Below are 21,889 nucleotides of genomic sequence, written 5' to 3'. Positions count from 1 at the left end.
GAGGGTCGGCCGGGATTCCTTAAAATTCCGCAGGAATGCATTTAACTCACTGATTTAATTGAGATATTTCGACTTTTTTAAACGCCAATTAAATGGACGATTCGCTATTGCTTCCCTAGTCCAGTCCGATCTTGTCTCGATATGCATATTCAATCAGGTCTCGCATCAACTCGATCTGACTGGGTCAAGACAACAACCCGCGAGCCCCGAAGATGATTAGTGAACGGGGACTCGCCTGTTTTCGGCCCGTTGATTATTTTGCCAGCCTGTATCGGTAGCGCAATTGAACGATATAGGGCCGAATGAAATCAGCGGCCGCCTCCCAGTCGTCATCCCTGGCAATAGAAATACTCCAATTGCAACCGACGTCATCCAGGTAGCCCAAATGGAATACGCGACCCAGTTTGATATTTTTGTGGTCTTTGTATTGTTTATATTTGGCCCTGATTAACTTCTGTAGGTCTTTTCTTTTTATCGTGGTTCGCTTCATTTCCGGCTCTCCATCAGGTCGTCATAGTCCAGCTTTAGATTCTACGATTGCCTATTTATTGTTTGAATTGCGGCGCAACAGGCTTCCAGCGGCATTCTCTTCGAACTGGCTTGCTTCTTCAATGTAGCCTTGCACAGTTCCGTCATGGCGCCAGCCGCCCTGGCGCTTGATGTCGCGGAAGTCGGCGCCGGCGCGGTGCGCACTGGTGGCCATGCCGCGGCGCAGGCTATGGCTGCTGAGCTCGGGCACGTAATCTAACTGCGCTCGCCTGGCGCACTCGGCCAAGATAGTATTCACGCTGGATTCATGCAATGCGTCGGCACCGATCTTGCCCCATTTATCGACGCGGCGGAAGATCGGGCCGGACGTAATACCGGCGGCGGCGAGCCAGGTTCTGAGGGCGGTTGCCGGGCAGCAGACGTCGTCGCCATATGGGATAGCCTTCACGATACCTTCCCCCTCCTGGTCCGTTTTGGAGCGCGGCAAGGTGATCGCGATGCCTTCCGCTTGCCATTTGATGAATTCCACCTCCAGGCTCGCCACCTCGCTACGGCGGAATCCGCCAAAAAAACCGATCTGCAGCAACGCGCTATCGCGTTTAGCTTTGACGGTGTCGAACTGCTCCAGCGCAACGATGATGCGCTCCAGGTCTTCCACCGGCAGGGCTTTGGCCTTCTTTTTTGGCTTACCGTGGACCCGGGAGATCCCGGTCAACGTTTTACGGACCGTCGGGAGCGATGCCGGATCCGGAAAGCCCTGATGCACGTGCCACTGGGACAGCGCCGTCAGACGCAGCGCCAGCGTGCGGGGATTCAACGCGGCCGCATGGGCCAGCAGGTAGTGGATGATGGCCGGTTCATCCGCCGGCAGCGCCCCACCCCAGGCCAGGAAGTGTTGGATAGCGGAGCGGTAGGCGCGGCGCGTATTGTCGGATGTGGCGGCCGCGAGCAATGTGGCATGCTCCTGCAGTTCCACAGTAGAAGGCGTACCGACGTTACGCAATTGTGGCGGCTTGCCCAATTGACTTAGAGCGCTTGTAATTTCCGGGATGGTATTTTCTGGCATGGGATGTCGCTCAGAATTGGGTTTTGTAATGGTGATTTTTCAGCATAGCACAAACCTTAGCCAAATAACACGCGATAAACAACCTTATCGAGTGTGTTAATTATGATTTTCTTGAATTTAATTAGTTCATTATATATAGTTATATTACGTAATACGTAACACATAATCTTATCCGAGGCTCACTATGGCGCGTGCAGGCATTCTCTATTCCGATGTTGTTAGAGCAGCATCTTTATTGGTCGAACAGGGTAAATCGATCACGGTCGACAATGTGCGCGAAGCGATGGGCGGCACCGGCAGCAAAAGTACCATCGCACCGATGCTGAAGCACTGGAAACTGGAGCACCAAGAACAGGTCGAGGCATCTACTGCAGGCCTCCCTGCAACGCTGATACAGGCGGTCAAAGCTGTCTACGACCATCTGCAAGCTGAGGCGGGACAACAAATCGAATTGGCGCAGCAACGCCATCGGGATGAGCTTCAAGCGATGCATAAACAGGGACAGCTCCTGCTGGACGAAAAGACGGCGCTGGCCCGAAGGAGCGATGCACTCGCGGCAGAAGTGAAAAACGCAGATCAGGCAATCGCTAAGTTTCAATCGGAAAAACAAGTAATGAGCGTATCGCTGGCGACACTGGAAAGCGACCGATCCGGGCTTCAGCTTCGTTTGGCGGATAGGTCGGCCGAAGTCGCCGCACTCAATCAACAGTTGACGCTGGCACGGGCTCAATTCGATCATTATCAGGAAGCGACCGCCGCGCAGCGCACCGAAGAAAAGCAGGCCTATGAACATCGTACCGCACGGTTAGAGCTCGATCTCGCCGCCAGCCACCAGAGATTGCTCGGGCAGCAGTCGACTCTCGCAGTCCAGGAAACGCAAATTTCGCATTTGAACGCAGAAAACGACCGCTTGCAGGAACTGAATAGCACTATAAACGATGAGGTGGTACTGCTGCGCTCTGAACGGGATGTCTTGGCGCATGAGTTAAAGGTAATGTCATCGACGTGCAAAATAGCGACTGAGCGCGAAGCCTCCAGCCAGCACACTCTGGCAGCGAATGAACAGCTTCTCGCTGTTCGGACGCGAGAAACATACCTGCTTTCGGAACAGTTGACGAAGTCCGAATTGCTGTCAGAACGCCTGAATCAGGAAAAGATCGAGCTCTTGCAGCGTTGCGCCACACTAGAAGCCACCGGAAAAGGTATCGGCACTTCGCAGTAAATAGGTACAATAGCAACAATGCTTCCGCCAGCGGTCAATGATCAATCGGCCATCGAAACCATCTTGACAATCAATGCAAATTAAACAATACATATGACTCAGATCGCACCTGCAATTGTCAAACGAAATGAGGGCTCGGATAGCCTTGGGCGCTACTACACCAAGACGGATATTGGCGGCCTCTTGATTGATCAAATGGCAGGACTTTCCCCAAATCGAGTCCTTGACCTGGGCGCTGGCGCCGGCACATTATCGAGGGCAGCATTACAGCGTTGGAAAAATATCGAGCTACTGACCGTAGACGTCGACACCGCGGCGCGCACTCACCTTCGAAAGCTTTTTAAGTCTACACACGGTGTCAAGCACAGCCACATTCATGCGGACGCTCTAAGCGATCGACTACCGAAACTCATCTCGGCGAGAGCTAACTCAATCGATGCTGCAGTTTGCAATCCTCCTTTTATCATTCCGAAATGGCGAAAAGGTTTTGCTCAGATTGTTGAAGATGCAGGCTTTAGTGGTTGTCTGCCCGTTTTATCTGAAGTCGACGCTGCGTTGCTTTTCCTTGCTCAAAACTTGCGCCTGATGAGCGCCAACGCTACATTGGGCATCATCGTTCCGGACAGTCTGATTTCCGCATCAAAATATCGACTGTTCCGCCAAGAGCTCCTGCAAAGATACGCTATCCGAAAGGCGATTCGATTGCCGCGGCATTCGTTTCAAGGCACCGACGCTCAGGCTTATATCCTAGTTATTAGCAAGGACAGCGCAGCGACCCAGCAAATCCCTCTCCAAAAATTTGATGTCGGCTCCGATATGAGCTCCGAACTCCTGGTGGATGTAGATGCAGCGATTGATCGCCTAGATTTTGATTATCACGCGCACAGAGGGAAAACGCGTTCTTCCAAAAAATCTCACATCACACTTGGCTCCATTGCATTGGACATCAAGCGAGGTTCGCTGACAAGTTCAGAAACTAGAGCATTTAATTTTCCTGTTTTTCACACCACCGATATGCCAGTCGATCTCGCAGGTGAATGGTGTGACCTTCGGCAGTTCGGAAAGTCGCAATACCACGCTTCGACGGATAGACATATCGTTTGTGCGGAGCCGGGAGACATTTTGTTAGCGAGAGTAGGCAGAAATCTGGAACATAAGGTTCTCGGTGTGGCCAGTGGATATCCGGTTTTAACAGATTGCGTCTATAGGATCAGAGTTCCGGAAAAGGCTCAGCAAGAAATACTTAAACAACTCATTTCATCTGATGGGCAAGCGTGGTTAGCATCCCGCTGTTATGGCGTCAGCGCAAAGCAGTTGTCAAAGGCTGACTTGCTTACTTTTCCCGTTTCAGTTTGATATTGCCCCAAAAAAAAAGAAATGATACTTTTTTGACTCAGGATTAACTCTAAATGGCAGAATTTGAAGAGCGCGCAGATCAACTTTCGTTAAACTTGATAGACACGACCCTGGCTGACGGGGAAATATTTAAAAACGCGAGACGAAAGCTTCTTAGCACTGGAGCAAAGCTATTGGTTGGGCCGCGGGGAACCGGAAAAACTCATGTAATGCGGTACACCTATTTGCATGCTATGCAAACGGACTCTGCACCGCTCGTGCTATATGCTAATTTTAGCCGCTACCTCAATTTGGAACCATTGCTAAAAAAAGCCCCCGATGCCCTGAAACGCTTTCATTCCTGGGTAGTGGCCAAGCTGCTGTTGAGTTGTTTCGATTTCCTCAGTGACAAAAAAGAGGCCTCGTTATTTTTGACCGGCAAGAACCCTTTATTTGACGAGATCAAGCTGCGGGAGCTTGTTTCATTGCTGGAGCGCGGAAGCGGTACCGAGCAATATGAAACTTATGGTCAAAACCTAACCGTTGACCATGTGTTAGACGCTGTCGATTTATTACGGAAGAAATTCTCGCGCAAGCGCGTCGTGCTACTACTTGACGATGCGGCCCTCAGCTTAGCAGATCAGTATCTGATTGCTTTTTTTGAGATATACCGTCTGCTCAAGACTGAATTTGTTGCACCCAAGGCGTCGGTCTATCCTGGATCAACACAATACGGCCCCACATTCCATGCGTCGCATGAATCGGAGGAGGTTCCACTTTGGCTTTCCGTTGAAGACGCCGAGTATTCCCAGATTATGGGGGATATTGCAACGCGCCGCCTTACGTCGACCGAACTCGCCGGTATCAATTCGGACACACTCGAATCTTTCAAATTTGCTGCCTTCGGCATACCCAGGGCTTACTTGCGCTTATTGCGTGAATACTTGGACGTTCAAGCCGGCACATCGCAGCAAAAAATAAATAAGATTATTGAGCGCCAAACAGAGCTGATTGGTGCGGAATACGATTCGTTAGGAATTAAACTTAAGCAGTTTTCGTCACTGGTTGCAACCGGTCGAAAATTTTTCGAACGGGCCGTTGCCAGCGTTGCCGCTGCAAAAGGGCTTGAGCCGTCCGCGCGCAATATTATTTTCGCGCTCAAGCAGGACAGCGATCGAAATCCTCTAGCGGAGCGCATGCTACGGTTTTTAATCGAAGTTGGCATGCTGTATCCGCTGCAAGCGGTGTCTCACGGCGTCAACAGAAAATATGATCGATTCATTCCCCACCTCGCCTTTTTACATGCGCAGGGTGTTTTTCGGGAAGGCAGAGGATCATCGTCGAAAGATGTACCCCAATATATGCAGCGACCGCTAGCGAAACAGCCCATTAGGCGAACTCTGTCCACTGTGCTGGATCCCGACGAACTGGCAAGCCTGAAGCTGGACCTGCCACCATGTCAGGCATGCAATACTGCCCGCATCAATGAGTCTCAAAGATTTTGTCACAACTGCGGGACAGAGCTGGTTGGCTCTTCATTGTTTGAAGAATGCATGAAGCTTCCTTTGGAGGAAGTCCCCGGCATTAGCGACACCTTGATTGCGCGAATCCATCAGTCGACCAAGCTGCGGACAGTCGGGCACGTCTATGCGGCACAGAATGCATCTGCGGATCTGCAACAAGCAAGTTATGTAGGGCCTGTGCGCGCCGGCGAAATTATTGGCAAAGTAACCCTGACGGTAAACGAATTTCTTTCCTGACCTATGGCTACTACTTTCCGCTGCCGCCTAACACTTAGTGTCTCGCCCGCCAATCCGCCTTTGATTACCGAGCAGCTTTTTGACCAGCAATATAAAGAATCCACTGATTCACCGATCGATGAATTTCTCACCCGACTGCAAGCAATTAATAGGCTTGCACCGCAACCAACGAATTTCGATCCATTTCAAGGCCAGTTGGTTCTGCTAGGAGTCATCGCCGCCGTAGAAAGTTATTTCCGCACCTTATTCAGACGCTTAATCGCTTTCGATTCAATTTGCCAGGAAAGCGTACACGAGCGGGACGTGTCTTACGGCGCAGCTATCCATTTGCCAAAGGACATGCTTCCCGAGGCAATGTTAGAGCGTATTTCATTCGTGAGTAGCGAAAACATCACGAAAGCAATTCGGGAGATGCTAGCAATAAAAGGAAATTTGCCACCGGATTTGGATACCGCTATCAAAGATTACGCCCGAGTCTGCCAGTTAAGGCATTGCGCGGTACATCGGTTCGGGAAATTAGGCGTCAGCAACGCTATTTCACTAGGTTTGACTGGGCATAAATCGCTGTTGGAAAAACCCTTGAAGCTGGATTATGTCGCTCTTCAAAACACGATTGCCATCTCGACCGGGTTGGTAAAGACATTGAATAATTTTTTGTTCAACGAGATGCTTTCTCGCCTTCCAGCGGCAAATTGGACAACTCAATACGTGCGAGATAAGCCTCTGTTTTTGAGTTACTACAAATTATTTTCTGACAAAGTAAGTACGAATCGTTCGGCACAACCCAGCCAAATCTACAAACAATTCCTGAAGCAACGTGCACTGTTTGCCGCTGGGAACAGGTTATAGAATACGTCATATGAAACCAATTATCGCCTTGGACGCAGATGGCGTACTTCTCGACTACCACGAAGCCTATCGATATGCCTGGAACAAAGCATTTGACGTGATGCCGGCAATACGTGATCCTCAGGCCTATTGGCCTATCGACCGCTGGAATGTACGTCGACTGGTAGGAGAGGAACTGGCTCATTTTCGAGCGAGTTTCGACCAGGATTTTTGGTCAACGATTCCCGCGATTAATGGTGCGGTCGACGCCTGTCTGCGACTTCACGATGCCGGCTATGAATTGGTTTGTGTCAGCGCGATTGAAGCGCAGTTCCAAGCCGCGCGCCTACAAAACTTGCGAGATTGTGGCTTCCCAATTCAGCGCGTCATAGCTACCGCTAGTACAGGCACCCACACGAGCCCTAAAGCCGCAGCACTACAGGAATTACATCCGATAGCGTTCGTCGACGACTACTTGCCCTATTTACGAGGTATCCCAAGCCACATACATTCCGCCCTCGTGCTACGCGAACCGAATGGAAGTCCGAACATCGGAGAGGACCAGGCGGTGGTCCATTCGCGACATGCCGATCTTGCTGAATTCGCAACCTGGTGGCTTAGGGCCGAACGCCGATGCAGGCCGTAACGGAGGAACGTTGGTTTATCTCAGCCGAGGCTTGACGGTGTCGGTGACTAAGCATGCCAAGATACTTGACTTCCTACAGCAATCGGCCCGTCAAAAAGGGAATGGGTTTCAGTTGCCTCCACGTTGGGCTGCGTCCATGGGGTTTCGCTACGAGCTTTAATTGGCAAAGGTATGTTGCTTGAAATAAACCCTCACGGCGACCATGAGGGTTTAAGGCGTACAAATTCCATTCGCCGACGCGGGTCTTCGCGGGTAATTGGTTCGGCATCGTCCTCCTTGTAATGAACCATTTTTGCTATTTAGTAGGGAGTGCCCTTTAAGAGATCCTCCATTTTCTTATGGTGTCCTTTCACTCGGTCCACTTCATATTCATACATCAGCGCATTTGCCGCAAATTTAACGCGCTCCACATCCATATCAACGGTGTTGCCGTCAACACTCCCTTGACTTGGAACGGCGTACTTGACTTCGACTGATTCGACCGTCTTTCCTGTACGAAGTGCTTCTTGGATATCGATGTCGACTGCCTTGTAGCCCGGCGTGTCGGCGTTCGCGATGTTTGACGCCAGCAGTTGCTGGCGATAAGCACGAAGCGCTAATGCTCGTTCGTGGAAAGCGTGGCCTCCGGCCTCGTTTTGCGATCCGGACAATTGAAAATGCGCGGGCGGTGCATTAGTCAGCGATTGCAATCCTGGTGTTGCCGGCGGCGTGTTTTTTACATTCTGCACTCCAACCGGAGGTGCCGGTGTGGCAATGGTTGTCGCAGCTTTCTCTTTGACGCGAGCCAAGGCCTCTGAAAACGTTCCGTTAGAAATCGTTAAGGGTTTCTGCTCTCCTTTTGCGGGAGAGACGGTGCTATTCAAAGGCAAAATGGGAGTTCCTGAGAGGCGTTCCATGTAAGTCTCCATTGAATGACAAATCCATCAAACAGGTCTATTTACTGCAACCATCAAGTTATCCTGGCCAGGCGAGTTACTCGCTCCGAGCAACTGCGCCTGGCCGAGCATTTTTTACTGTGTGACTTTGCTGGATTGCTCAGCGATTAAATCCTCTTCTTCGGCCTCGCTCCGATACGCGCGTCGGTACAGCAGCGGCAACACCAGTAAGGTCAACGCCGTCGATGACAAAATACCGCCTATCACCACGGTCGCTAATGGTCGCTGCACCTCGGCGCCGGTACCGGTAGCAATCGCCATCGGGATGAACCCCAGCGACGCGACCAACGCGGTCATCAAGACAGGTCGTAGTCGCGTCAGCGCCCCGGTATGGATCGCCTGATCCAACGACATACCTTGCTCGCGCAGGGTGCGGATAAACGAGATCATCACCAGGCCATTCAGCACAGCGACTCCCGACAGCGCAATGAAACCGACCGCAGCGGAAATCGAGATCGGTATCCCCCGCAACCAGAGCGCCAGGATGCCGCCGGTGAGCGCAAACGGGATGCCGCTAAACACCAGCAGCCCATCCTTCATATTGCCGAACATGATAAATAACAGCGTGAACACCAAGAGCAACGCTACTGGCACAACGACCTTCAGCCGCTCGATGGCCGACTGTAATTGCTCGAATTGGCCGCCCCATTTGATCCAATAGCCGGCCGGGATGTTGACTTGCTGGGACAAAGCCTTTTCGGCGTCGGCAACATAGGAACCGATATCGCGGCCACGCACGTTGGCGCTGACGATCACGAGACGCTTGCCATCTTCCCGGCTGATCTGGTTCGGTCCCGGCGCCAAGCTCAAGCTGGCCACTTCGGAGAGTGGGACAAAGTAAGCTTTGCCGTCGTTGCTGGCCGCTTTCGGCAACGCAATTGGCAATCGCCTGATCGCTTCCAGATCGGTGCGTGCAATCTCCGGCAGCCGCACGACGATATTGAAGCGGCGATCCCCCTGGAACAGAATGCCGGCTTCTTTGCCCCCAACCGCCGTGGTGATACTGTCTTGTATGTCGGCGATATTCAGACCATAGCGGACAGCTTTGCCGCGGTCGATATCGACCGTCAGCATCGGCAGCCCGGTCGTCTGCTCCACCTTGACGTCGGCGGCGCCGGGCGTCTTTTGCAGCGCAGCGGCGATTTTGTCGGCGGTATCGTTCAATACGGCCATATCGTCGCCAAATACTTTGACGGCGACGTCGCTGCGCACGCCGGAAATCAATTCGTTGAAACGCAATTGAATCGGCTGCGAGAATTCATAGTTGCTGCCCGGAATTTTGGCCACTGCGGCAGACATCGCCGCCAGCAGCTCTTCTCGTGACTTCCTGGGCTTGGGCCACTGGCCTTCCGGCTTCAGCATGACGAAGCCGTCGGAAATATTCGGCCCCTGGGCGTCCGTCGCGATTTCCGAGGTGCCGATCCGGGTGAAGACGCGCTCGATCTCCGGAAATTGCTGCACCAGCGCCGCTTCAATCTTCTGCTGCATGGCGACCGACTGCGTCAGGTTAGTGCCGGGGATGCGCAGCGCCAGCAGCGCAAAGTCACCTTCATTCAGGCTGGGCACGAATTCGCTGCCCAATCGGGTCGTTAATAGACCGGATAACAACACGAGTGCCACCGCGGCCGTGATCACCACCGGCTTGTTCCGCATTCCTTTAGTCAGCAACGGCTGGTAGAGCTGTTTCGCCTTGCGCATCAGGACGTTTTCGGTCTCAGTGATCTTGTCGCCGATCAGCAGCGCTACCGCAGCCGGGATGAAGGTGATCGACAGGATCATGGCACCGACCAGGGCAATTACGACTGTCAGGGCCATGGGATGAAACATCTTGCCTTCCACGCCAGCGAGCGCGAAGATCGGCAGATAGACAATCATGATGATCAATTGCCCAAACAGGAGCGGCCGGCGGGCCTCCGTGGACGCCTGAAACACCAGATGCAATCGCTCGCTGCGGCTCAACGCTGCGCCTTTCGTCTGCTGCGCGTGCGCAAGGTGTCGCACGCAGTTTTCGACAATCACCACCGCGCCGTCAATGATGATGCCGAAATCCAGCGCACCCAGGCTCAATAGATTGGCGCTGACTTTGTACGTCACCATGCCGGTGAAGGTAAACAGCATCGCCAAAGGAATCACCAGGGCGGTGACGATCGCCGCGCGGATATTGCCCAGGAATAAAAAGAGAATTGTGATGACCAGCACCGCGCCTTCCAGCAGGTTCTTTTTGACCGTGTTGATCGCTTTGTCGACCAAGACGGTGCGGTCGTAGACCGTCACGGCATGGACCCCCTCTGGCAGGGTCCGATTGATCTCCGCCAGTTTCTTGCCAACTGCCTGGGATACCGCACGGCTATTCTCGCCCATCAGCATGAAGACGGTTCCCAATACCACTTCATGGCCGTTTTCGGTCGCGGCGCCGGTGCGCAATTCCTGGCCCAGTCCTATGGTACCGATATCCCGCAGCCGAATCGGCACGCCCTGCACGTTAGCCAGTGCAATGTTGCCGATCTCGTCCAGCGACCGGACTTGCCCCGGCGCGCGCACCAGCAGCTGCTCCCCGCGTCTTTCAATGTAGCCGGCGCCGACATTCGTATTGTTACGCTCCAGCGCCACCACGATGTCTTGCAAGGTTAAGCCATAGGAGGCCAGTTTCTCCAGGCTCGGAGCGACCTGGTACTCCTTGACGTAACCGCCTATCGTATTGATTTCCGTCACGCCAGGAACATTGCGTAACTGCGGCTTGATGACCCAGTCCTGGATCTCGCGCAGATCGGTCGGGCTATAAGGTGTGCCATCCGGCTTCTTGGCGCCTTGTTTCGCCTCCACCGTCCAGTAATAGATCTCGCCGAGCCCGGTCGAGATGGGGCCCAGCGCTGCGTTCACTCCTACAGGCAGACTGTCTTTGGCTTGCTGAAGGCGTTCGCTGATCAATTGCCGGGCGAAGTAGATATCGGTTCCTTCCTTGAAGATGACCGTGACCTGGGACAGCCCATAGCGCGACGTCGACCTGGTCTGCTCCAGGCGCGGCAAGCCAGCCATGGCAGTCTCAACCGGATAAGTAAGCCGCTGCTCGACCTCCAGCGGAGAATAGCCTGGTGCCGCGGTATTGATCTGGACCTGGACGTTGGTAATGTCAGGCACCGCGTCAATCGGTAATTTTTGATAGCTGTAGAGGCCGAAGGCTGCCATACCGAAGACGGCCAGCAAGACCAGCCAGCGCTGCTCAACGGCGAAGCGGAGGATGCGTTCAAACATGATAGGGTCTCCGTTTAATCGTTGTCTTTAGCCGTGTTCTTACCGAGATCGGCCTTCAGCACGAAACTGCCGTTGCCGGCGTAGGCGCTGCCGGCTTTGAGGCCGCTGACAATCTCGGTTAGCCGGCCATCCGTTCTGCCAAGGGTGACCGGTTGCGCGATAAAGCCTTGCGGCGTCCTGAGAAACACGGTCGGCTTGCCATTGATGTCTTGCACCGCCTCTGCCGAGACGGCCACCGGTACTCCAGTCTCGCTTGCCGTGACTTCGATGCTGACGTAGAGGCCTGGCCGCCACGCCATGTTGGGATTGGCGAGGGTGACCCTGGCCTTGGCGGCTCTGGTTTGGTCGCCGACGAGGGCACTGACATAGGAAACAGTGCCGCTGGCCTTGCCATCGAAAGCGCTCGCTTTGACGGTGACTGATTGACCTACTCGAATCTGGTTCAGGCTATTGGCGGGAACCGTGCTGTCGGCCCAGACGGTGGAAAGATCGGAAATCGTGAAGATGTTGGCATCCTCCTTGACCGCGTCCCCTAAGGTGATATGTTTTTCAATCAGCATACCGTCAAATGGCGCCCGGACGGCGTAGAGGTTAAGTGACCCCGTATTGTCCTGCGTAACCCCAAGGGCATTGAGTTTTTGCTGGATATTGTGAACGCTGATCTGGGCTTCGCGCATCGCCTGTTGCGCTTGTAAGTAATCTTGTTCGGCAGAGATTTTTTCTTCCCACAGTTTTTTTTCGCGCTCGTAGGTGGTAGCCGCTAGCGCCAGGCGTTTCTGCGCGGTCAGTAACTCGCTGCGCAAATCGGACAATCCCACGCTGGCGATCACCGCCAGAACTTGCCCCTTCTTCACTTGCTGCCCCAAGCTGGCCGGCACACTCTGAACCACGCCGGCAAAGCGCGGCACCACATGGCCGGTCTTATCTTCATTAAAATGGATTTCCCCGGGTAAGGTCAGTACATTTTTGATGTGCACCGGTCCGGCCTTCAGAATCGAGATGGCGGCCGCCCTGATTTGGACTTCGGTTAGTTCAATTTTATTGTCGTCGGCTGGGGATTTTTGTGGCGACTTATTGTCAGCCTGCTGGCCCGGACCTTTGGGCTTATCGCTGTTGGCAGGAGCGACGGACTCTTTCGTCGTTTTTGCTGCGGCAGGCGCGTCATCGTCGTCTACTGCGATTTGCTTACTTCCCACAATTAGAGCGCCCAATAGGACGGTGACAACCACAATGGCGGCAATCGCGATTGCCTGTTTTTTATTCAGATTAGTTTTCATAGGGAATCTCACGGTGCGACGAAGTGTTCAATGAGGGAGTCATCGCCCAAAATACGGTCGATCTCGGCAGCGGCATGATAGGCGTCGAGGAGTGCCCGCACATATTGGGATTTGGCTTGTAAATAGGTGCGTTGCGCGTCCAACACGTCAAGAAAGCCAAACTTGCCGAATTCGAAACCTTTGGTGGCGGCGTCATAGGCCATTTGCGCGCCTGGCAAAATCTCTTGGCGCAAGGCTTCCGCTTCCTGGCGTGCGTTCGCATAGCGTTCGTAGGCTTGTGCGGTGTCGGTATCCACCCTTAGCCTGGATGCGGATAGTTCGTCGCGCGCCTTGTCGGTACGCCGTAACGCTTCAAACAAGTTGCCTTGGTTGCGGTCAAAGAGCGGCAGCGGAACCGATACCCCTAGTACCGCCTGATTCCGGCCCAAATCTTCCGCCCGCTTGACGCCGACGCTGAGCGTCAGGTCGGGGGTGCGCTTACTCTGTTCCACCTGAGCCAGCGCGACGCGCCGCTCGACCTCTATCTGGGCCCGCATCAATGCGGGGGCCTGGCCGGCGCGCGCCTGCAGTTCCGTGAGGGCTGGCAATACGGGGAGTGCCTCAAATTGGCTTTCTGCACGATCAAACCTGGGCGATGGATTGCCCCAAAGAGCGGTGAGGCGCTTGCGTGCCGTCGTCAATTCACCGTTGGCTTGATTCAATTCCAACCGCACAGTGGCTTCTGCCACCCGCGCCTTGGTTTCGTCGACCGGCGAGATCTTGCCTGCGGCGACCCGGTGGGCGGCGGCCGTCGTCGCGCGCTGCGCCAGTTCGAGCGACGCCTGGCTAAGTCGCAGACGTTCCTGGGCGGCGACGACATCGAAAAATGCAGAAATGACGGCGGCACGGATTTCGGCGCGCTTGGCTGCCAGGTCCGCCTGTGCAGCGTCCCGGCCGCGTTCGGCCGCTGTGATCCTGGCGTTACGCTTGCCGCCCAGTTCCAGCGCCTGGTTGATCTGGAGCGTCGTAGTGCGCGTATCCTTGCGCAGGTCTTCAACCTGGAGTGACAAGTCCGGATTGGGGCTGGCGCCGGCTTGCATGACTTGTCCCTCCGCTGCAGCGGTCTCTTGCCTGGCCGCCGACAGGTCGGGATTCACCTGCAATGCCAGCCTCAGTGCCGCCGTCAGAGTCAGTGGCGCCGCCGGTTCAATGACATTAGGGGTAAGTGCTTGGGGGGCAGCTGCAAACGATGCTGCCCGGGCATAGGGTAATGAAACGAAGATGACGGTGGCCGCGGCTAAGACGCTACAGGCAGCCGACACCAATGGACGCAACGACCCCAATAGAGGTCGGGCGTCCCGAAAAAATGCTAAGGACATGGTTATTCTCTGTCGAAATTCAAAATGACGTGACAATACGAGCGCAATGCGCTCAATTCACGGGAAAATTTGAAACTAGGACAAAGAAAGGGACGGAGGACGTTCGGCGGGGATCGCAGTTACAGACACAAAGGATGGCTCCTCTGCGAAATAGGCGGTGCGCTCGCTGGCAACAGCGACGACTAAATTATGTCGGGGCATGTCGACAAAATTCGTCAACGATTGGTAGATGCTGCCTGAGGAATGGCTAACGAGAGACTCTTGTTTCAACCGCGTGGATTCTGCATCTGCTTGGGCCGTGTCCAGGGTGCTAATCATGCTCTGGAGTGCCGCTTGTTCTTCCAGAATCTCATCGACAAACGGCCAATCGCCAATACTGAGGATAAAACTCAGCAAAAGGACGTAATTGGCGATGCGGAAGATTTTCATGATTGACGGAGTATAACATGCGTAAAAAATTGATCAATTGAAAATATTCTACGCATCCGCCGATTCCGAACAGGCGACTTTTCTTGACCAGACCCATTTTACGACTGTGTCGGTCGGGAGCAACCCGTCTTCGCAGAGTTAGCCGTCTACCGTTTGGGAACGGCGGTACTGGCCGACCATCCCAGGCCGACGAGGGCAACCGCGCAAAAAGCAGCGCCTGCATAAAACGTGAACGACGCCCCAAGCCTATCCCATAACAGGCCGGCCAACACGCTCGCCAGCAACATGGCTATGCCACTGACCAGGTTAAAGAATCCATACGCGGTACCGCGTAAGTCGGCCGGAGCCGTATCGGCAACCATGGTCGCCAATAAGCCTTGTGTCATACCCATGTGGACGCCCCACAGTGCGACGCCGGCCAACAGAACTCCCCAGTGATCGTTGGCTGCCAAGACCAGATCGGCTGCAATCAGGACAACCAGGCCGAGCGCCAGCAGCCTGGTATGGCTCATCCGGTCGGAGAGCTTGCCGAACGGGTACGCCGATACCGCGTAGACCAGATTCATTGCCACCATCACCAGCGGCACCAAGGCAACGGGGATGCCAGCTTGTTGCGCGCGCAGCACCAGGAATGCTTCGCTGAACCGGGCCAGCGTGAACACCGCGCCGACGCCGACTACCCGCCAATATGGTGCCCCGAGCCTCGCCAGGTTCCTGCGATGTATCGGATTGGTCCGTTTGTGATCCTGACGGGGCTCTGGTTCGCGCACGCCGAACCACAGCAGCGCGACCGCCATCAGACCGGGAATCACGGCGACCCAAAACACTGCACGGAAATCGTTGGCCCATAACAGCATCAAACCGACCGCGAGCAACGGCCCAAGGAAGGCGCCGACGGTATCAATCGACTGGCGCAAGCCAAACGCGGCGCCACGCAAATGCGCGGGTGCGATGTCCGCGACCAGCGCATCCCTTGGTGCCCCGCGTATGCCTTTGCCGACTCGGTCCAGCAGGCGCGCGGTCAACACGACGCCGGTCGTGGACGCTATGGCAAACAGCGGTTTGGTAAGAGCACCCATCGCGTAGCCGAATATGGCCAAGCCTTTGCGCTTGCCGAGATAGTCGCTGAGTGAGCCGGAGAATACTTTGACGATCAAGGCCGTGGATTCAGCCAATCCTTCCACCAGGCCCACTGCCAGAGCGCTGGCCCCCAAAGCCGTGACCATGAATAAGGGTAGCAGGCTGTGAATCATTTCCGAGGAAATGTCCATCAGCATGCTGACAAAGCCGAGTACCCAGACGCCGGGGGGAATCTGACCTAATGTGGACTTCGCTGTAGTGAGTTTTCCCAAGTGAATGCCTCCACGGCGTAAAGATACTGCAATTATGAACCATGACGCACATCACCCCAGCACTAAACTGCTTTTCCTGGAGCGATGGCCAGACGAAGAGTGCACTAAATGACCTTGAACTGAAATTGTGTGACGTTGTGCTGGGCAAATTAAAGTCGGTTGCATAGACGTAGTGAAGACCCCTAGAATTGGGTCAAGCCAGCCCCGGACCCGAAACAATAGACATGATCTACCAACTAGATAAAAATTTTTTGGAAAACAGGTTTCAGCAAGACTTGAACGACGTGGCCACGGAGTTAGTCGGCCTATTTTCTCTGCGGCACGCCAGGGAGGTGGCCCATCTGGACAATCCACTCCTTCGATGGCTCGATTTCCGGTTAAGGTACGTTGACCTCATCCCGAGAAAGATAGTGTATTCGGATAAATTTCCCAAGCGCCTGCCGGTAAGCGCCAGGAAGGCGCTCAAGAATTTGGAAAGATTGATTTGTCAAGGCAAGGACATCAACTGCTACCAGGGCAAAGGTTTGATCAAACATCACGATGTCAGCGGTGCAAAGCGTCAATTCAGGACTGATTTTCTGTGGGCCGACTGGAATATTTTGCACTTTCACCTCAGCGACGAGCCGATCCCTCGGGGGGGAGTTTTTCTCTCAACCAGCCGACTGGATTCTTTTTTGCATAGTAGGAGGCGATGCCGTCGCCTTCGTCGATGTGTTACCGCATCCCAAAGGAGACGGCTTTGCCGATCCAGACTTACTGCACACCGTCGCCCGGAGTTGGCCAAGGTATTTTGATCAGTTCCGCGTGAAAGGGATTCATGCGGACACGCCTCTATCTGCCCAGCGAATTCATCAAGCCCGTAAAGGCGGGGTGGCGCAATTTTTCTCGATTGGAAAATCTTCCTATATAGGACCTGGCATGGGCATCACATCCGCCTCGACCGCACTAAAGACAACGCTTGCACTCGATCGTGCGCGCGACCATGTTCGCTCATTGGCGGAATTGGTGTGCCTGGAAGGTAGTCAATTTCAATCTGAAACGCTGGCCTCCAGTGTGCAGAACCCAGAATTTTCTCTCTGCATGACGATACAGGGGCTTGCTGTTTTTGAGGCGGTTTCCAGTCGGGCTTTCCTGCTGCCAACATCAAGGCCAGAGATACCGCTGAGTTTTCTGACTGAGCTGAGAGAGTTACTGATGCCCGACTGGGTACTTCACTTTATCAAGACGATAGAGCCCTTAAAAGTCGCAACATCAGTCTTTCAGGCGCCAGCCTGAGTGGCCGTGCTTCATTCCCGCTGAAGAAAAAGGCGGGTACGCCTGATAAAGGTGTTCCTGAGGTGCATCTTGGCTTCCATTCTGCTGATCATCGTAGCGGGCTCACTGCCGCACCGCCCCCCAAATTGCATGGCTGGGAGTAGCTCGATCTGAGTTTAGTTGCTCAGTATCACCTTGGGATCATTTCTTTATTGACAGGAAACTTATCTTTGGTGCAATGTTCTTGTCTAGCAAAATTCAACACATTGCCGATAAAGGGGAAATGTAGTGAGCAGCTTGCATGAAACGGCCTATCCGCGTCTTAATGCTGAGATTACAGAGCGGGAGCTGTTAACGTTATTTACGCCCACACCGGCAGAGATTGCCTTTGTCTCTGAACGGTACCGTCAGGCGCCAACCCGCGCGATGCTGTTGATTCTCTTAAAACTGCTGCAGCGCCTCGGAAACTTTATTCCCGCGACCGAGATACCTGCGCCAATTATTGAGCATGTTTGCAATCACCTAGGCGTCCGTCCGATCTTGAAACGCGCCGTTGTCAAATACGAGCAATCAGGCAGTAAATGGCTGCATCAGAAATTCCTGCGAACCTACGTCGATATCCGGCAGTTTGAAGTGACCGACCACGAGTGGATGGATCGCATCGCTCTACAGGCCGCGCATACCAAGCAAGAATTATCCGATATTATCAATGTGATGATCGAAGAGTTGGCGCACCATCGCTTTGAACTGCCCAGCTTCGCGTTTCTACTGCGCGTTGCCACCCGGATGCGCAAAACCTACAACGACCAGGTATACAAGCGCCTAGCTGGCGAACTCTCCGAGGAACAACGCTTCCGGATTGACGAGTTGCTTTCCCATAGAGGGGCTCGTACTCGGTGGGATCGATTAAAGCGCGAACCAAAACAACCCGGTGTGCGAGAGATCGCAAGCTTCCTGCAGCATATCCAGGACCTAACGATGTTGGGCGAGGGCCTTCCAGCCGGCGACTTCCTATCAGTCCCGAAACGCACGCAGTTGGTTACCGAGGCCAGAGCACTGGATATTTCTGAAATGCTCGAACTCAAGCCTGCCAAACGCTATTCGCTCACGGTATTGCTCATCCAAGCCCAGTTGCAAAAGGCGATGGATGATATCGCCGAAATATTCGTTAAGGCGGTGCGCAACATGCATCACGTCGCAGAAGATAGGCTACGTGAGTACCGGCTGCAGCACGCCGAACAAACAGAACGCCTCATCAGCCAGTTTCGAGATGTGCTGACTGCGTTGCAAAATGAGGCGCCTGACAAGGAGCGCCTGGCACTAATAGAGCAAGTGCTGGATGGCGATCCCGAGCCCTGGATTATTCGTTGCGACGAACACATGGCCTATGCAGGCAATAACTATTATCCCTTCATATTGCAGCCATATCGCGCCAAGCGGGCGCTGTTATTTCAATGCCTGGATGTATTGGCCTTGAAGTCTAGCTCACAAGACGAATCGCTGTTGCGGGCATTGCAATGGATGCGCCAGTTCCGGTCAAGCCATCGTGAATATGTCTTGGTGAACGCCGACGAGTTGGACATCGCATCGCTGGACTGGATTTCGGAGAAGTGGCAACGCCTGATTGTTGGCAAAGAACAGCCGTCAGGTGCTGACAAGATCATTCATCGGAAATATTTCGAGCTCTGTGTGTTTTCTCAGATTATGCAAGAGCTTAAGTCCGGCGACGTGTATGTTGAGCACAGTGACCAATATGACGACTATCGCGTACACCTTATTAGTTGGGAGGAGTGCCGCAAGGAGATCATGAACTATGGCAAGTTAGTGGACCTGCCGATGGACTCAGAAAAATTCGTCGATAAATTACGTGACGACTTGAGCGAGATTGCCCGCCAGGTAGATGAGCGCTTCCCAGACAACGAGCACGTGGATTTTTCTGAGTCTGGCTTGATCATCCGCCGCACCGAGCGTCAGCAACCGCCTCCAAACCTGGAAGTCATTGACCAGGCCATTACTGAGCATATGGAGCCGGCGAGTATCCTGGATATTTTGACCGAGACCGAGCAATGGCTGGATCTGCATAGCATTTTTGGCCCGCTGTCCGGGTTCGAGTCAAAGATTGACGACCCACGCAAGCGCTTCATCTCAACACTTTTCTGTTACGGCTGCAACCTGGGGCCGACGCAAACTGCCCGTTCCTTGAAGGGCTTGAGCCGAAAACAGGTCGCGTGGCTAAATTTGCGCCATGTGACGGAGGAGCGGCTGGAGAAGGCTTTGGTCAAAGTTATCAACTCTTACAATCGTTTCGCCTTGCCGCGCTACTGGGGCACTGGAAAGAGTGTATCGGCTGACGGCACCAAATGGAACGTGTACGAGCAAAACTTGCTGTCGGAATATCATATCCGCTATGGCGGGTATGGTGGCATTGGTTACTACCACGTGTCCGACATGTACATTGCTCTGTTCAGTCACTTCATTCCGTGTGGTGTCTACGAAGCAGTGCATATCTTAGACGGCCTGATCAAGAACGAATCCGATATCCAACCTGATACAGTCCACGGCGATACGCAGGCGCAAAGTGCTCCGGTATTCGGCTTGGCCTATCTGCTAGGAATCAACCTGATGCCACGGATCCGGAATATTAAGGAACTTACGTTCTTCCGGCCGGACAAACAAGAGCAGTATCCCCACATTAACGGCCTGTTCCGCGGTAATATCGATTGGGAACTGATCGAATTGCATTATCCTGACATGCTGCGTGTCGCTATCTCGATCAAGGCCGGTAAAATCACACCTTCCATGATATTGAGGCGACTTGGTACCTATAGCCGCAAGAACAAATTGTATTTCGCCTTTCGTGAGCTTGGGCGCGTCATCAGAACGCAGTTTTTGCTCAAGTACATCAACGACGTAGAACTCAGACGCACTATCCATGCAGCTACCAATAAGAGCGAGGAGTTCAATAATTTCACGAAATGGCTATTCTTTGGCGGCGATGGCATTATCGCGGAAAATATCCGCCATGAGCAGCGCAAGGTGATCAAATACAATCATCTGGTCGCCAATATGGTGATCCTCAATAATGTCCAATGGATGTCCCGTAAATTGAAGGACATGCAATCCAAAGGCTATCCAGTCGACGAGGACGTACTGAAGGGATTGTCGCCTTACCGTTTCAGCCATATCAATCGATACGGTGATTACACGCTCGATCTGAATAAAAAAGGTGCGCCGATCGATTACAAGATAGACTTTAGGCGGCACTAGCCAGCGCGGGCGGCAGTCTGCACCGCGAATCAAGAAAAGGGGAAAAAGTGGACGAATGGAAAGATGAAGACCGTTTAAAAATGTACGTCGCCATCGCCGAAACTTCGCGCAAATGGGTCTCCGTTATGGATACAAAGGCTGGATTCCTGTCGGCGTTGAATGCGGCTTTGCTGGCGTTTATCTGGACTGGCGCACGCTTGCTAGAGTGTGGCCCGTGGTCGAAAGGGTTCGCCTTGACTGCTTCGTCACTGGCCATCTTATCCTTGCTCTTTTCCTTATTAACGGTTATCCCGCGCGGCTCGCTTGCCCAGATTTTTGGTGCTGAGTCCCTCTACATCAACGATTTCAAACCGATTTCGTTTTACGGTTACGTGGCAGAATATTATCCTAAGGGCCACGAAAACAAATTTATTGAGGACGTCCTGGCGCTTAGCCCCACAAAACTGTGCCACGAGGTGCTGGAGCAGCACTACACCATCAGCCACGGGTTAAAAATTAAATCTAACTGGGTGGAGCGTGCAGGGTGGCTTTTGGTCGGCGGTTTAGCGCTGACCGCACTGGCACTGCTGGCTAAATTTGCTGATTTCTGATCCGAACTTTTAAGGAGTTCCCTTGGCGTTACGAGACGATTTACACGCACAAGTCGCCAAAATCTTTCGCGAGATCTGGACTACGCGCGATGGCCAAGTGGTACCGGCCAATGCAGATGTTGGCCTCGGCAACGACGCCGTCAAGCTCAATGCAACCGTTCTCTATGCCGACTTGGCCGATTCTACGTTGCTTGTAGACAGACATATACCCGCATTTGCGGCCGAGGTTTATAAGACTTTTCTGCACTGTGCGGCAAAAATCATCGTCAATGAGGGTGGTGAAATCACAGCGTATGACGGCGATCGCGTCATGGCTGTTTTTCTGGGGCATGGGAAGAATGTTGCGGCCATACGAGCTGCGATGCAAATCAACTTTGTGGTCAAAAATGTGATTGCCCCAACGATGGCGGTGCAATACAACACTACCAATTACACGTTGAAACACGTGATCGGGGTCGATACCAGCGACTTATTCGTGGCGCGCACCGGCGTGCGCGGGGCCAACGATCTGGTCTGGGTTGGGCGAGCTGCAAATCACGCTGCAAAGTTAGCAGCACTTCCGGACACCTATCAGACTTACGTTACAAAAGCCGTATTTGACCAAGTCCCAGATTTTTTTAAATATTCTGAGGTAGGGGCTGCTATCTGGGAACCAGCAACATGGAACACATTCGATAACAGTATCGTCTATCGGACCACATGGGGCCAGATAGTCTTGTAGCAGGGTAGCTGGGAACGAAGTTGCTGCGGCAAAAAATAGAAATTCCCGAATTAAATCATATAGTTAAGCCAGTTTCTGCGGAATTTTAAGGAATCCCGGCCGACCCTC

The 21,889-nt window shown here is 53.5% G+C and carries 17 protein-coding genes; 9 read left to right on the top strand and 8 right to left on the bottom strand.

Annotated features, from left to right (window positions below):
• Window positions 1–541: 541 nt before the first annotated feature.
• Window positions 542–1,555 carry a site-specific integrase gene (locus H8K38_RS18005; RefSeq protein ID WP_186886232.1) on the bottom strand — a complete coding sequence of 338 codons (1,014 nt, stop codon included), beginning with the start codon at window positions 1,553–1,555 and terminating at the stop codon, window positions 542–544.
• A gap of 184 nt (window positions 1,556–1,739) precedes the next feature.
• Between H8K38_RS18005 and H8K38_RS18000 the strand changes: the two genes are divergently transcribed.
• From H8K38_RS18000 to H8K38_RS17980, 5 genes are all read left to right on the top strand, one after another.
• Window positions 1,740–2,777, top strand: a complete 1,038-nt coding sequence (locus H8K38_RS18000) for a DNA-binding protein (RefSeq protein ID WP_186886231.1) — start codon at window positions 1,740–1,742, stop codon at window positions 2,775–2,777.
• A gap of 93 nt (window positions 2,778–2,870) precedes the next feature.
• Window positions 2,871–4,133: an N-6 DNA methylase gene (locus tag H8K38_RS17995; protein WP_186886230.1), complete on the top strand. Its 1,263-nt coding sequence runs from the start codon at window positions 2,871–2,873 to the stop codon at window positions 4,131–4,133.
• A 53-nt stretch (window positions 4,134–4,186) separates the two neighbouring features.
• A complete protein-coding gene (locus H8K38_RS17990; protein ID WP_186861712.1) occupies window positions 4,187–5,872 on the top strand; it encodes a hypothetical protein in 1,686 nt (561 codons plus the stop codon).
• A 3-nt stretch (window positions 5,873–5,875) separates the two neighbouring features.
• Window positions 5,876–6,721 carry a hypothetical protein gene (locus H8K38_RS17985; protein WP_255423074.1) on the top strand — a complete coding sequence of 282 codons (846 nt, stop codon included), beginning with the start codon at window positions 5,876–5,878 and terminating at the stop codon, window positions 6,719–6,721.
• Window positions 6,722–6,731: 10 nt separating this feature from the next.
• The gene (locus tag H8K38_RS17980; RefSeq protein ID WP_186886229.1) at window positions 6,732–7,346 is read left to right on the top strand and encodes an HAD family hydrolase; all 615 of its coding nucleotides are present in this window, start codon (window positions 6,732–6,734) and stop codon (window positions 7,344–7,346) included.
• A gap of 299 nt (window positions 7,347–7,645) precedes the next feature.
• Here the strand turns inward: H8K38_RS17980 and H8K38_RS18760 are convergent, their stop codons facing one another.
• The 7 genes from H8K38_RS18760 to H8K38_RS17945 form a co-directional block, all read right to left on the bottom strand.
• Window positions 7,646–8,242, bottom strand: coding sequence for a flagellar basal body protein (locus tag H8K38_RS18760; RefSeq protein WP_186886228.1), 597 nt, complete (start codon window positions 8,240–8,242; stop codon window positions 7,646–7,648).
• A gap of 114 nt (window positions 8,243–8,356) precedes the next feature.
• On the bottom strand, window positions 8,357–11,533 hold the full coding sequence (locus H8K38_RS17970) for an efflux RND transporter permease subunit (RefSeq protein WP_186886227.1): 3,177 nt from the start codon (window positions 11,531–11,533) through the stop codon (window positions 8,357–8,359).
• A gap of 14 nt (window positions 11,534–11,547) precedes the next feature.
• The gene (locus tag H8K38_RS17965; protein WP_186886226.1) at window positions 11,548–12,810 is read right to left on the bottom strand and encodes an efflux RND transporter periplasmic adaptor subunit; all 1,263 of its coding nucleotides are present in this window, start codon (window positions 12,808–12,810) and stop codon (window positions 11,548–11,550) included.
• Between the two features lie 8 nt (window positions 12,811–12,818).
• Window positions 12,819–14,168: a TolC family protein gene (locus H8K38_RS17960; RefSeq protein ID WP_186886225.1), complete on the bottom strand. Its 1,350-nt coding sequence runs from the start codon at window positions 14,166–14,168 to the stop codon at window positions 12,819–12,821.
• Between the two features lie 75 nt (window positions 14,169–14,243).
• Window positions 14,244–14,597 carry a hypothetical protein gene (locus H8K38_RS17955; RefSeq protein WP_186886224.1) on the bottom strand — a complete coding sequence of 118 codons (354 nt, stop codon included), beginning with the start codon at window positions 14,595–14,597 and terminating at the stop codon, window positions 14,244–14,246.
• A 146-nt stretch (window positions 14,598–14,743) separates the two neighbouring features.
• Window positions 14,744–15,874 carry an MFS transporter gene (locus H8K38_RS17950; RefSeq protein ID WP_186886233.1) on the bottom strand — a complete coding sequence of 377 codons (1,131 nt, stop codon included), beginning with the start codon at window positions 15,872–15,874 and terminating at the stop codon, window positions 14,744–14,746.
• A gap of 452 nt (window positions 15,875–16,326) precedes the next feature.
• The gene (locus H8K38_RS17945) at window positions 16,327–16,554 is read right to left on the bottom strand and encodes a hypothetical protein (protein WP_186886223.1); all 228 of its coding nucleotides are present in this window, start codon (window positions 16,552–16,554) and stop codon (window positions 16,327–16,329) included.
• 313 nt (window positions 16,555–16,867) lie between these two features.
• Between H8K38_RS17945 and H8K38_RS17940 the strand changes: the two genes are divergently transcribed.
• The 4 genes from H8K38_RS17940 to H8K38_RS17925 all read left to right on the top strand — a co-directional run bounded on the left by H8K38_RS17940 (window position 16,868) and on the right by H8K38_RS17925 (window position 21,781).
• Window positions 16,868–17,224, top strand: a complete 357-nt coding sequence (locus H8K38_RS17940) for a hypothetical protein (protein ID WP_186886222.1) — start codon at window positions 16,868–16,870, stop codon at window positions 17,222–17,224.
• A gap of 267 nt (window positions 17,225–17,491) precedes the next feature.
• Window positions 17,492–20,470 (top strand): Tn3 family transposase, encoded by a 2,979-nt coding sequence (locus tag H8K38_RS17935; RefSeq protein WP_186886221.1) that lies wholly within the window; start codon window positions 17,492–17,494, stop codon window positions 20,468–20,470.
• Window positions 20,471–20,517: 47 nt separating this feature from the next.
• Window positions 20,518–21,060 (top strand): hypothetical protein, encoded by a 543-nt coding sequence (locus H8K38_RS17930; RefSeq protein WP_186886220.1) that lies wholly within the window; start codon window positions 20,518–20,520, stop codon window positions 21,058–21,060.
• 22 nt (window positions 21,061–21,082) lie between these two features.
• Window positions 21,083–21,781 (top strand): adenylate/guanylate cyclase domain-containing protein, encoded by a 699-nt coding sequence (locus tag H8K38_RS17925; RefSeq protein WP_186886219.1) that lies wholly within the window; start codon window positions 21,083–21,085, stop codon window positions 21,779–21,781.
• The last annotated feature ends 108 nt before the right edge of the window (window positions 21,782–21,889 follow it).

The sequence above is a fragment of the Undibacterium sp. FT79W genome, from assembly GCF_014284215.1.
In the GTDB taxonomy this organism is placed as follows: Bacteria; Pseudomonadota; Gammaproteobacteria; order Burkholderiales; family Burkholderiaceae_D; genus Undibacterium; species Undibacterium aquatile.
Note: the sequence above shows the minus strand (reverse complement) of the source record. Positions and strands in the feature narration are given on the sequence as shown.